Origin of the sequence: Nakamurella sp. UYEF19 (genome assembly GCF_040546275.1) — a bacterium.
Classification (GTDB): domain Bacteria; phylum Actinomycetota; class Actinomycetes; order Mycobacteriales; family Nakamurellaceae; genus Nakamurella.
The window spans coordinates 141,675-153,941 of the sequence record NZ_JBEPNO010000005.1 but is presented as its reverse complement, the minus strand read 5'-3'; the positions used below and the strand labels follow the sequence as shown (position 1 = coordinate 153,941).

General features: G+C 71.1%; 11 protein-coding genes. 2 read left to right on the top strand and 9 right to left on the bottom strand.

Annotated elements, in window-relative coordinates:
• Positions 1 to 391: 391 nt before the first annotated feature.
• From trpC to ABIB25_RS10420, 3 genes are all read right to left on the bottom strand, one after another.
• Positions 392 to 1,210 carry an indole-3-glycerol phosphate synthase TrpC gene (gene trpC, locus ABIB25_RS10430; RefSeq protein WP_354528376.1) on the bottom strand — a complete coding sequence of 273 codons (819 nt, stop codon included), beginning with the start codon at positions 1,208 to 1,210 and terminating at the stop codon, positions 392 to 394.
• Positions 1,211 to 1,446: 236 nt separating this feature from the next.
• On the bottom strand, positions 1,447 to 2,271 hold the full coding sequence (locus ABIB25_RS10425; RefSeq protein WP_354528375.1) for a Trp biosynthesis-associated membrane protein: 825 nt from the start codon (positions 2,269 to 2,271) through the stop codon (positions 1,447 to 1,449).
• Positions 2,264 to 3,922 (bottom strand): anthranilate synthase component I, encoded by a 1,659-nt coding sequence (locus ABIB25_RS10420; protein WP_354528374.1) that lies wholly within the window; start codon positions 3,920 to 3,922, stop codon positions 2,264 to 2,266. The genes ABIB25_RS10425 and ABIB25_RS10420 overlap by 8 nt, the downstream gene beginning before the upstream one ends.
• 44 nt (positions 3,923 to 3,966) lie before the next feature.
• Here ABIB25_RS10420 and ABIB25_RS10415 point away from each other — a divergent pair, with 44 nt between their 5' ends.
• A complete protein-coding gene (locus ABIB25_RS10415; RefSeq protein ID WP_354528373.1) occupies positions 3,967 to 4,926 on the top strand; it encodes a GNAT family N-acetyltransferase in 960 nt (319 codons plus the stop codon).
• Positions 4,927 to 4,953: 27 nt separating this feature from the next.
• Here ABIB25_RS10415 and hisI read toward each other — a convergent pair whose 3' ends face one another.
• The 6 genes from hisI to ABIB25_RS10385 all read right to left on the bottom strand — a co-directional run bounded on the left by hisI (position 4,954) and on the right by ABIB25_RS10385 (position 9,785).
• Complete coding sequence (gene hisI, locus ABIB25_RS10410) at positions 4,954 to 5,298, bottom strand: phosphoribosyl-AMP cyclohydrolase (protein ID WP_354528372.1); 345 nt, start codon at positions 5,296 to 5,298, stop codon at positions 4,954 to 4,956.
• Positions 5,295 to 6,086, bottom strand: a complete 792-nt coding sequence (gene hisF / locus ABIB25_RS10405) for an imidazole glycerol phosphate synthase subunit HisF (RefSeq protein WP_354528371.1) — start codon at positions 6,084 to 6,086, stop codon at positions 5,295 to 5,297. Before hisF ends, hisI begins: the two co-directional genes overlap by 4 nt.
• A 128-nt stretch (positions 6,087 to 6,214) precedes the next feature.
• Positions 6,215 to 6,934 carry a bifunctional 1-(5-phosphoribosyl)-5-((5-phosphoribosylamino)methylideneamino)imidazole-4-carboxamide isomerase/phosphoribosylanthranilate isomerase PriA gene (priA, locus tag ABIB25_RS10400; RefSeq protein WP_354528370.1) on the bottom strand — a complete coding sequence of 240 codons (720 nt, stop codon included), beginning with the start codon at positions 6,932 to 6,934 and terminating at the stop codon, positions 6,215 to 6,217.
• A gap of 11 nt (positions 6,935 to 6,945) precedes the next feature.
• Entirely contained in the window at positions 6,946 to 8,148 is a 1,203-nt protein-coding gene (locus ABIB25_RS10395) for a THUMP-like domain-containing protein (protein ID WP_354528369.1), read from the bottom strand.
• A complete protein-coding gene (locus ABIB25_RS10390; RefSeq protein ID WP_354528368.1) occupies positions 8,145 to 8,924 on the bottom strand; it encodes an enoyl-CoA hydratase/isomerase family protein in 780 nt (259 codons plus the stop codon). The genes ABIB25_RS10395 and ABIB25_RS10390 overlap by 4 nt, the downstream gene beginning before the upstream one ends.
• Before the next feature lie 45 nt (positions 8,925 to 8,969).
• Complete coding sequence (locus tag ABIB25_RS10385; protein ID WP_354528367.1) at positions 8,970 to 9,785, bottom strand: ABC transporter ATP-binding protein; 816 nt, start codon at positions 9,783 to 9,785, stop codon at positions 8,970 to 8,972.
• Between the two features lie 89 nt (positions 9,786 to 9,874).
• On the opposite strand from ABIB25_RS10385, the gene glgX reads away from it, so the two are divergent.
• Entirely contained in the window at positions 9,875 to 12,082 is a 2,208-nt protein-coding gene (glgX, locus tag ABIB25_RS10380) for a glycogen debranching protein GlgX (protein ID WP_502919781.1), read from the top strand.
• Positions 12,083 to 12,267: the final 185 nt, after the last annotated feature.

The following is a 12,267-nucleotide window of genomic DNA, read 5'->3' as shown; positions in this document are numbered from 1 at the left end:
AGCCGCGCTCGTCCGGATCGTGCGAGGTACCGCCGATCCCGTCCGACGGACGCGGGAGGCCGTCGGCCCGCGGGCTGCGCAGCGACGTGCGCGGGGTGGCGGTCGGCGCCGTGGGTGCTGTCGGGACGGTCTCCGGCAGCGTCTCGGCTGGCACGGAGGTGGCAAGGCTTTCAGTTGCAGAACTCACGGAGGAATCGGCTCCAAACTGGATCGGTGTGCGTGCGTGCCGACGACATCTCGGCCCGCATCCATACTGCCGCACCGGGGCGACACTCCGCGCCGACCCGGGGATCGATCTGGCTCACCACGGACGATGCGTCGGCAGATCCGGGCGGCGATCGGCGATCCGGGCGGCGTTCGACGCCGCGGTCCGCGCGAGGGACGCGGGGGGTCAGCGCAAGGGACGCGGGCAGGACGGGTGGGAGCCGGCTGTCACCAGGTCGGCCACGGCGGCACGGGGATCGCCGCTCGTCACCAGACCCTCGCCGACCAGCACCGCGTGGGCACCGGCGCCGGCGTAGGCCAGCAGGTCGGCGGTACCGCGGACGCCGGACTCGGCGATGGTGACGATGTCGGACGGCAGTCCGGGGGCGATCCGCGCGAAGACATCACGATCGACCGCCAGCGTGGTCAGGTCGCGGGCGTTGACGCCGATGACGCGCGCGCCGGCGTCCAGCGCGCGATCGGCTTCGGCCTCGGTGTGAACCTCGACGAGCGCCGTCATCCCGAGGGACTCGACACGCTCGAGCAGACCATGCAGCACCGGCTGGGCCAGGGCCGCGACGATCAGCAGGACCAGATCGGCGCCGTGCGCCCGCGCCTCGTGCACCTGGTAGGGCGAGACGATGAAGTCCTTGCGCAACACGGGGATGTCGACTGCTGCCCGCACCGAGTCGAGATCGGCGAGAGATCCGCCGAACCGCCGGCCCTCGGTGAGGACGGAGATCGCGCGCGCACCACCGGACGCGTAGGCGGCGGCCAGAGCGGCCGGATCGGAGATGGTGGCCAGCCGACCTTTGGACGGACTGGCCCGCTTGACCTCCGCGATGACGCCGACGCCCGGTTCGCGGAGGATCGACAGAACGGGGAGGGGCGGTGGAGCCGCGGCGGCCGCCGCCTTGACCTGGGCGAGCGGAATGGCGGACTCACGGGCCGCGAGATCCTCCCGCACCCCGGCGAGAATCGCCTCCAGCACACTCACTCGGCTCATCTCCCTGTGACAATCGGGGGCCGGTACCGCACCCCGTCCGCGCGCTGCGCGGAATGGCGGCGAAGGCCCTCCGAGCAGTCCGACGAACCGGAAGCCCGGGAATTTGTCCGACGGGCACTGCTGCCCGTCGGTGCCATGCTAGCTGCCCTTCGCGGCCTCGACGGACACCCCGGGTCCGGACCGGCGGATCCGCACTGCCCGGCTCGGAGACCTGGCAGTTCAGGAGGCGATCACACCTACGATTCCGGCGGACGTGTCGGACCCCCCGGGGACGCCCCCGGGTCCGCGTCATTCGAGTCCGGATGCCAGTCATCTGCGGTGACGGTGGTTGGCACCACCCTTTTGCCCGCGGACCCGTCGGACGCCGTCGGGTCGTGTCCGGCATCGAGCGCCTTCCACCACTGCGCAGCCGCATTCGCATCCGCCGCGGGGTCGGCGAGGTCCGGGGCGGCAGCTGCCACCGCTCCCGTCGCCGCCGTCGTCTCCCGGGAATTTCCGGCACTCCGCCGCCGGGCGATCGGCGCGTCGTACCGGCTACCAAGGGCCCGCCGCCCCTTCCTGGCCCCGAACCCGGCCATCACAAGCACGCCGGCCAGAGCCACCAGCAGTCCGGCCAGCAGTCCCAGGATCGGCCCGATCACGTGCACCTGCGCCGGACCGGCGGAGTCGGCCGGCCGCGTCAGATCGGATCGCAGCGTCGAGGGCGCCGAGAACATCGCGACGATGGCCAGCCCCGCCGCACCGGCGCCACCGAGGGCAAGCACCGCACCGACCAGGCGGCGCACCGCACCGGTCGTCGCCAGGGCGGCGCCGAAGCCGGCGAGCGCGACGAGGGCAACGGGAATGAGCAGGGCGTCGGTCTGCGATCCGGTGGCCCTGGTGGTGATCGTTCCGGACAGCGAGTCCGCGAAGGCCTGCGTCCACCACGTCATGGCCGCCGCGCCGGCCGCCGCCGCTGCGCCCAGCACCACCAGCAGCGCCAGCACCGCCGGCCGCCGCCGCGCCTTGGCGGTCGACGTCGGATCAGTGACGGCCGCGGTGGTGGAGCTCGTCTCAGACATCGCCGGCAGCCCGCATGGTGCCGGCGGCCGCGATGGCGGCGATCACCGCGAAGGCCTTGTGCCGGCACTCCGCATCCTCGTTGGCGGGCACCGAATCGGCCACCACGCCCGCTCCGGCCTGCACGTAGCCCAGGCCGTCGGTGAGCAGGGCCGTCCGGATGGCGATGGCAGTGTCGGCATCGCCCGCGAAGTCCAGATAACCGACCACCCCGCCGTAGACGCCACGGCGGGCCGGTTCCAACTCGTCGATGATCTGCATGGCGCGCGGTTTCGGCGCTCCGGAGAGCGTGCCGGCCGGGAAGCAGGCCTTCAGCGCGTCGAAGGCCGTGCGGCCGGGGGCCAGGGAACCGGTCACCGTCGACACGATGTGCATCACATGGCTGTACCGCTCGATGGTGAAGAAATCGACGACCCTGACGGTGCCGGGCGAGCAGACCCGCCCGAGGTCGTTGCGGCCGAGGTCGACGAGCATGACGTGCTCGCTGCGTTCCTTGACGTCCGCCAGCAGATCCTTGGCGAGCAGGATGTCGTCCTCCTCGGACACCCCCCGCGGCCGGGTTCCGGCGATCGGGTGCATCGTCACCACCCCGTCCCGAACGGTCACCAGGGCCTCGGGTGACGACCCCACGACCGCCATCGGACGGCCGGTCGGCGTCGGCAGTTGCAGCAGGTACATGTACGGCGACGGGTTCGTGGCCCGCAGCACCCGGTAGACCTCGATCGGGGAGGCGTCGGTCGGGACGTCGAACCGCTGCGACAGCACGATCTGGAAGGCGTCGCCGGCCCGGATGTGCTCCTGGGCCACCTCCACCATCGCGCGGTAGTCGTCGCTGCCGGTCCGGCGGCTGAAGACCGGCTCCGGCTGGTCGAAGATGGCAGCCGGTACCGGGACCGGGGCTCCGAGCGAGCGGGACATCGCGTCCAGCCGGTCGAGGGCGTCGGCGTAGGCGAGGTCCACCCGCTCGTCGCTGGCATCCCAGTTGACGGCGTTGGCGATGAGCGTGACGGTGCCTTCGTGGTGGTCCAGTGCGGCCAGATCCGTCGACATCAGCATCACCAGCTCGGGCACCTGCAATTCGTCAGCCGGTTCGCGGCCCGGCGTCCCGATGCGTTCCAGCCGCCGGACGATGTCGTAACCGAGGTAGCCGACCATGCCACCGGTGAGCGGCGGCAACCCGGCGAGCGGCTCGGTGTGGAGCAGTCGCACCGTCTCGGCCAGCGCCGCGAGCGGATCACCGCCGGTGGGCAGTCCGGTCGGCGGCGTCCCGATCCACTCCGCCTGCCCGTCGGATTCGGTCAGCGCGGCAGCGCTGCGAACCCCGACGAAGGACCACCGGGACCATGACTTGCCGTGCTCGGCGGACTCCAGCAGGTAGGTGCCCTCGCGGCCGGCCGCCAGCGTGGCGTACAGGCCGACCGGGGTCACCGAGTCGGCGAGCAACCGGCGCGTGACGGGGATGACTCGGCGGTCGCGCGCGAGTTCGCGGAACTCCTCCAACGTCGGCGACACGACCCCGAGCGCCGGCCGGATGGCCGGGCGGGGCTGGGCTTCCGGCGTGGTCGGCTCTTGGGCGGCTGCCGATGCGGTCGCCTGGTGGGTCGCTGAGGTGGGGGACGGCGGCGGGGCGACCGACGCCGAGAGGAATGCCATGGGGGTCATTCTGCCCGCTCTCGAACGGTCCCTAGTGTTGGACCGTGCCCGGTGCCGACGACTCCCCCGCTGCCCAGCCGTCCGGCCTCGACGAGGGGCTCGACGTCACCGCCCTCGAGCAGATCGCGGGTCGGGGTTGGCAGGGCACGACCACCGAGGCGCTCGGCGACTGGCTGCTGCGCGCCGGGCACGGCTTCACCGGCCGCGCGAACTCGGTGCTGCCGCTCGGATCGCCGGGATGCGAACCGGCCGAGGCGCTTCGGGCGATCCGGGAGTTCTACCGCGCTGTCGGGCTGCCGGCCGTCATCCAGATGCCGGAGGACCGGCCGGGCTCCGCGCTCGCCGGGTTGGATCTGCAGTTGCAGGCGGGCGGGTGGCGTCCGTACCACTCGACCGCGGTCATGACGGCTGCCGTCGTCGACGTCGCGGCGGCCTGCCCGCGGTCGGACCTGTTGCCGCCCAGCCGTTTCGACCCGGTGCCGTCGGACGCTTGGCTGTCCGGCTACCTCTACCGCGGCAATCCGCTCCCGCCCACGGCCGTCGCCGTGCTGACCAACGCGGCATCACCGGTCTTCCTGACCGTGCCGGGCGACGACCCGTCCGGCCAGCACCCGCCTGGCCAGCACCCGCCCGGCCAGCACCCGCCAGGCCAGCACCCGTCCGGCCAGCACCCGCCTGGGCAGCACCCGTCCGGCCAGCACCCGTCCGGCCAGCACCCGCCTGGGCAGCACCCGTCCTGTACTCCACGCGGGGTGGCCAGGGGTGTGGTCACCGAGGGCTGGCTGGGCGTCACGGCGGTGACGGTGGACGCCGGTCATCGCCGCACCGGCATCGGCCGTCATGTGATGGGTGAACTCGCCCGCTGGGCCGCAGACCAGGCGGAGCCGGCGCACTCCGTCTATCTGCAGGTCGACGAGGCGAACCCGGTGGCACTGGCCATGTACCGCCGACTGGGATTCGCCCGGCACCACGGCTACCACTACCTCGCCGACCCCGGCGCCTGACCCGGACCAGTACTGAAATCTCAGATCTCAGCTGATCAGGCCGTTGTCGAAGCAGGTCCGGGTGCCGGTGTGGCAGGCCGCGCCGGTCTGATCGACCAGGACCAGCAGGGTGTCGCCGTCGCAGTCACGGCGCACCTCGATGACCCGCTGGGTGTGGCCCGACGTCTCGCCCTTGACCCAATACTCGTTCCGGGAACGCGAGAAGTACGTGGCCCGGCCGGTTTCCACCGTCAGGCGGACCGCTTCGGCGTCCATCCAGGCGACCATCAGGACTTCCCTGGTGTCGTACTGCTGGGCCACTGCGCAGACCAGGCCGGCGTCGTTGTACTTCAGCCCGCTGATCTGTGCGGCCATGGCGGGGTGGGGGGTCATGACGCGGTCGCGATCGTAGTGCGGCGCACCGGGTATCCCGCGGCCGCCAGTTCGGCCTTGACCTGATCGATGCGGAACGTGCCGAAGTGGAACACCGACGCGGCCAGCACCGCGTCGGCGCCGGCAGCCACCGCCTCCGGGAAGTGATCGAGCGTCCCCGCGCCACCCGAGGCGATCAGCGGAACCCCGACGGCCGCCCGGATCTGCTGCAGCATCGGCACGTCGAACCCGGCCTTGGTGCCGTCGGCATCCATCGAGGTCAGCAGGATCTCACCGGCGCCCGCCTTCTCGGCCCGGATGGCCCAGTCGACCGCGTCGATCCCGGTGCCCTGGCGGCCACCGTGGGTGGTGACCTCGAATCCGCTGCGGCACAGCGGGTCCGAGGTACGGCGGGCGTCGATCGCGATGACGACGCACTGCGACCCGAACCGCCGGGCCGCTTCGGACAGGAATTCGGGACGGGCTACCGCTGCCGAGTTGATGGAGACCTTGTCCGCGCCGGCGCGCAGCAGCGAGTTGATGTCGTCCGGGGTCCGGACCCCGCCGCCGACGGTGAGCGGGATGAAGACCTGCTCCGCGGTGCGCCGGATCATCTCGTAGGCGGTCTCCCTGTTGTCGCTGGTGGCGGTGATGTCCAGGAAGGTCAGCTCGTCGGCGCCCTCGACGTCGTACAGCCGGGCCATCTCGACGGGATCCCCGGCGTCGACGAGATCCAGGAAGTTGACTCCCTTGACCACCCGTCCCTCGGACACGTCGAGACAGGGGATGACGCGCACGGCAACTGACATGCGTTCAGGGTATCCGCGGAGGGCACAGTAAATTGCGCTCATGAAGTGGTCGATTTCCGTCACTCCAGCCCCGAACAGACCACGTTCATGAGCGCTGTCGAAGTTGATAAGCGCGGGGGGGCGGGGGGTCAGGCGACGGCGGCGAGGGCCTGGGGCAGGGTGAAGGCGCCGGCATAGAGGGCCTTGCCGACGATCGAGCCTTCGACGCCGAGGGGGGCCAACGCCGCCAACGCGACCAGGTCGGCCAGTGACGACACGCCCCCGCTGGCCACCACCGGTGCCTTGGTGACGGCGCAGACCTGTTGCAGCAGTTCGATGTTCGGGCCGCGGAGAGTGCCGTCCTTGGTGACGTCGGTGACGACGTAGCGGGCACAGCCCTGCGCATCGAGCCGGGCGAGCACCTCCCAGAGATCCCCGCCGTCCTGCGTCCAGCCCCTGGCGGCGAGCGTCGTGCCGCGGACGTCGAGGCCGACGGCGACCTGGTCGCCGTACCGGGTGATCGCCGAGGCGCACCAGTCCGGGTTCTCCAGCGCGGCCGTGCCGATGTTGACCCTGGTGCAGCCGGTGGCCAGCGCCGCCTCGAGTGAGGCGTCGTCGCGGATGCCACCGGACAGCTCGACCTTGACGTCGAGGGTCCCGACCACGCGCGCCAGCATCTCGGCGTTCGAGCCGCGGCCGAAGGCGGCGTCCAGGTCCACCAGATGGATCCACTCCGCCCCGTCGGCCTGCCAGGCCAGGGCCGCGTCCAGCGGTGCGCCGTAGGTGGTCTCGGTGCCGGCACGGCCCTGCACGAGGCGGACGGCCTGCCCGTCGGCGACGTCGACGGCCGGAAGGAGTTCGAAGGTCACGACGGCAAATCCTACGGGGCGGATTCGGACGCTCGGCACCAGAAAGCCCACGGACGATCGCCGATCCTGGCCACCACCAGGGTGTGGGCGACCGTGGTGTCCTTCGTCATGGCGGGGCGCATCCGCTTGCGCAACTCATCGGGCACCACCGACGTCCCGCGCTGCTTGATCTCCAACGTCCCGGTCCCGTCGCGTCGGATCCAGCCCGTGACGGTGGCCACCGAGTAGGCCGCGGAGTCGAGGACGCGAAAGGCCCTGACGCCGGCGGGACGAGGTCCGGCCAGGTAGGCCAGATGCGGGTCGAGCTGGCGGAGTCCGTGACGACATCCGTAGTGGCGCACCAGATGTGCGCGGACCACGGCCGCATCGGGATCGACGAGCCACTCCCCCACCAGGTGCTCGGGCTGGACGGTCTTGGCAACCTCGTCCGGGTCATCGCTGGTGACCTCGAACCCGGCTCCGGTGCTGCTCAACACCGTGGCGCGACGGGACGTCACGCCAAGTTCCGGCGGCCAGAGCACCGCCTCCCGGGCGCCGCCGTCCAGCGACACGATCTCCACCTCGCCAGGCCGCCCCAATGCCTCGTAGTCGATGCCGGGCGGCAGCCGCAGTACTGGAAGCCGCGCGGAGTGGACGTGGTCGAGGTCGGCGACGGACGGCAACGTGTCGACCGAGGTGATCCGGCGGCCGGCCTCCCGGCGGGCCGGATCGGCGTACGGCAGCAACCCTCGGCTGACGACCGTCAGGGCATCGGCCACCAGCACCGGGGCGGGCACGCCCAGGGACGCGAGGTTGTGCCGGGCCATCCGCGCCCTGACCGGGTCCAGATCGGATCCGATCGCCGGCTCGCAGACCGGGACCAGTGCGGCCAGGTCGGCGCCGACGGAGCAGGTCAGGTCGTGCACGCCGTGGCCGGCCAACCGTGCAGCCCGGTGCTGCGCGACCGGCCAGGGGGTCGCCTGCTGCAGCGCCTCGTCGGTGAACAGCCAGCGCGCGGCCTGCTCACCGAGTTTGGGCACCGCCTTTCGGCGCAGCCGCACCGTCTCGGCCACGGCCTGGGCCCGGGACCCGACGCTCCGGCGGAGCCCGGTGAGATCGGCCAGCAGGGACGAATCCGTGAGCGGCCGGGCCTGGGCCGCGGCGAGTAGGTCGTCTCCGACCGAGGACGTCAGGAAGTCGAGATCCTCGGCGCTGAAACGATATCCAGAGCTCACCGACCGGTGAAGGTGGCCTTGCCCGGCCCCTCCCTGACGAACGAGGCCATCCCGGTCTTCTGGTCCTGCGTGGCGAAGAGCCCGGCGAACAGCCGGCTCTCGATGGCGAGACCACTCGCCAGATCGGTGTCCATGCCGTCGTCGATGGCCCGCTTGGCCGCGGCGATGGCCAACGTCGCCCCCGCTGCCAGCCGGGTCGCCATGGCCAACGCCTCGGGGTACACCTGGTCGGCCGGGACCGACAGACTGGCCAGTCCGAGACCGACCGCGTCGGCGCCCTTGACGGGACGGCCGCCGAAGATCAGCTCCTTGGCCTTCGCCACGCCGATCAGCCGCGGCAGCCGCTGGGTGCCACCCGCACCGGGGAAGACCCCGAGGGTGATCTCCGGCAGCCCGATGCGCGCATCGTCCGCGACCACCCGGAAGTCGGCAGCGAGGGCGAGTTCGCATCCACCGCCCAGGGCGTACCCGACGACCGCGGCGATGACCGGCTTGGGCAACCGGGCGATGGCGTCGATCGCGGCGGTCAGTGTGGAGCCGAACACCGAGATGGTCTCCGGCACCAGGTCGGCCATCTCCTTGATGTCGGCGCCGGCCGCGAAGGCCCGTTCGCCGCCGTAGACCACCACGGCCCTGATGTCGTCACGAGCGGCGACCTCCTGCGCGACGGCCAGCAGTTCGGCGTGCACCTGCGAGTTGATCGCGTTCACCGGCGGACGATCCAGCCGGATCACCCCGACCGCACCCTCGATCTCGAGTCGGACCAGTTCGGGCATCGTTGCCTCCGGGTTGTCTGTGATGGTGGGGAAGGTCGGGAGAGGTCAGTTGGCGTGGGCGAAGTAGCGCCCGTCGCGACGGTCGAGCAGCAGCGTCATGCCGAAGGTCTCCGAAAGTGCCTGGGCGGTCAGCGTTTCCACAATCGGACCGGCGGCGACGACCTTGCCCTCCCGCAGCAGCAGCAGGTGGGTGAAGGCAGTGGGGATCTCCTCGACGTGGTGGGTCACCAGCACGGTGGCCGGCGAGCCAGGGTCGATCGCAAGGTGGGAGAGCCTCGCCAGCAGGTCCTCCCGCCCACCGAGGTCGAGACCGGCCGCAGGTTCGTCGAGCAGCAGCAGTTCCGGATCGGTCATCAGGGCCCTGGCTGCCAGTGCCCGCTTGCGCTCGCCCTCGGACAAGGTTCCCCAGAGCCGGTCCGACAGCCGGCGGATGCCCATGGCGTCGAGTAACTCGCCGGCACGGGCGAAGTCCATCTCGTCGTACCGTTCGCGCCAGCGGCCGAGCACCCCGTAGCCCGCCGACACCACGATGTCGAGCACGGTCTCCTCCGCCGGCACGCGCGACGCGACGGCCGCCGAGGACAGGCCGATCCGGGACCGCAGCGCCATCATGTCCACCGCACCGAGCCGTTCGCCGAGCACGTGGGCCCGTCCGCTGGTCGGATGCATCTGGGCGGCCGCGATCTGCAGCAGCGTCGTCTTGCCGGCGCCGTTCGGGCCGAGGACCACCCAGTGCTCGCCCGCATCGACGTTCCAGCTGACGCGGTCCAACAGCATGGTCGAGCCCCGCCGCACCGTGATGTCCCACAAGTGCAGGACGGAGTCGGCGCCGGGCCGGATCGTCATCGTCACGACGGTCATTGTGTCCTACCGCGGACCGACGGCTTCCCTGCCACGGGGGGACAACCCCGTGTCGTCCGGAGCGCAGCCCAGCCAGCAGAATGATCAACATGTCGCCAGCCTCCGACGCTCCGGGTACACCGACCAGTGGTGACGACCCCGCCCGGCACAGGGGTGCCCGCATGCCGCTACCGGTGCCGAGCGGCTCCAGCCCGTTCCCCGGTGAGCCGTTCCCGCTGGGCGCCACGCTGACGGACCGCGGGGTCAACTTCGCCGTGGTGGCCGACGGCGCACAGGCGGTGGACCTGTGCCTGGTCGATGCCCTCGGCTCCGAGCAGATGGTTCCGATGCAGGATCGTCGCTACGGAATCTGGCACACCTTCGTCCCCGGAGTACGGGCCGGCCAGCGCTACGGCTACCGCGTCACCGGCCGGGACCGTTCGAAGATCCTGCTCGATCCCTACGCCCGCCGGGTGGACACCACCGAGTACGACCTGATGGCCGCCTCGGCGGCCGGCGTCGACACCCTCGGTCGGGTACCGCTGGCAGTGGTGGTCGAGCAGGTCAGGGTGAGCCCTGCCCGCCCCGCCATCCCGTGGGAGCACAGCATCGTCTACGAGGCCCACGTCGCCGGTCTGACCCGGTTGCACCCCGAGGTGCCCAGCGCGCTCCGCGGCACCTACGCCGGCATCGCCCACCCTGCCGTCATCGAGCACCTGCAGCGGCTGCACGTCACCGCCCTGGAGCTGCTGCCCGTCCACGCCCACGCCGCCGAACCGGAGCTCCACGCCACCGGTCGGCGCAACTACTGGGGCTACTCGACCCTGTCGTACTTCGCCGTGCACCCCGGGTACTCCTCCGTCCCCGGCCAGGAGCTCGCCGAGTTCGCGGCCATGGTCGAGACGCTGCATGCGGCCGACATCGAGGTCATCCTCGACGTCGTCTACAACCACACCTGCGAAGGCGGGTCCGGCCTGCCGGTCGACCTGTCCTGGCGCGGGCTGGCCCCCGACACCTACTACCTCCCTGCGGGCCACGACATCACCGGCACCGGTTCGACAGTCGACCCGAAGTCGCTGACGGTAGTCCGGATGATCACCGACTCACTCCGCTACTGGGCCACCGAACTGGGGGTCGACGGATTCCGGTTCGATCTCGCGTCGGTGCTCGGGCGTCCCGGCGGCGGCCCGTTCGACTCCGGTTCGGCCCTGCTGACGGCGATCGCAGCCGATCCGGTGCTCTCGCAGGTCAAGCTCATCGCCGAACCCTGGGACGCCACCGGCGAGGGGTATGCCGTCGGTCGTTTCGGCGCACAGTGGGCGGAGTGGAACGACCGGTACCGCGACGCCGTTCGTGACTTCTGGCGCGGGGTCGGCGGGGTGCGGGACCTCGGGTACCGGCTGTCCGGGTCGGAGGACCTCTACGGGGGGAATCGTGGGCCATGGGCGTCGGTCAACTTCGTCACCGCGCACGACGGATTCACGTTGCGGGACATCGTGTCCTACGAGCAGAAGCACAACGAGGCCAACGGCGAGAAGAACCGCGACGGTACGGACAACAATCGGTCGGCCAACTACGGCGCCGAGGGTGCGACCAGCGATCCGGAGATCCTGGCGGTCCGGGCCCGGCAGGCGAGGAACATCGCCGCCACCGTGCTGCTGTCGACCGGCACGCCGATGCTTCTGGGTGGCGACGAGATCTGGCGGACGCAGGGGGGCAACAACAACGCCTACTGCCAGGACAACGCCGTCAGCTGGGTCGACTGGTCGCAGGTGACCAACCGGGATGACGACGACCTCGGCACGGAGGCGGCCAGGATGCTCGCCTTCGTCCGCCGCACCACCGGCATCCGGCGGGAATCCCCAGCCCTCCACCAGGGCGAGTTCTTCGAAGGACGCGCGCCCGTCGGCGGTGACGGGGTTCCGGATCTGGTCTGGTTCAGCCAGTCCGGCCGGCAGATGACCGATGCGGACTGGTTCGACGGACAGCGGCGAACGCTGCAGATGTGGCTGGACGGCCGTGACGTCCGCGGACACACCACCACCGGTGCCCCGATGACAGATCACTCCTGGCTGCTGGTGCTGCATGCGGATGCAGATCCGATCGAGCTCACCCTGCCCGGCCCGCCCTACGGCGAGGCCTACACGCCGGTCCTTGACACGTCGGGCCCGACGGGCGAGCCGGAAGATCCGAGCCCACTGTCGGCCGGGGTCGAGCTGACCATGCCGGGCCGGACCTTGTGGTTGCTCCGCGCCCATCGAACGTCCGAGGAGGACGACGTCACGACACCGGACGTACCGCCGTCCGGAAACGACTGAACAGGACAAACCTGATTATCCGGGTGGTGCCAGCCGACGAATGCCCCAAGAGTTCACTCTTTAGAGCCCAACTCGCTCACTCAGCGTGTGTGCATCTCGCACCATGAGGCATATCGTGCTCGGGAGGATGGCGCACGGGACTGATTCTCTCGGCCCGAACCGAGCGCCTCCGACACTCAGAGCGC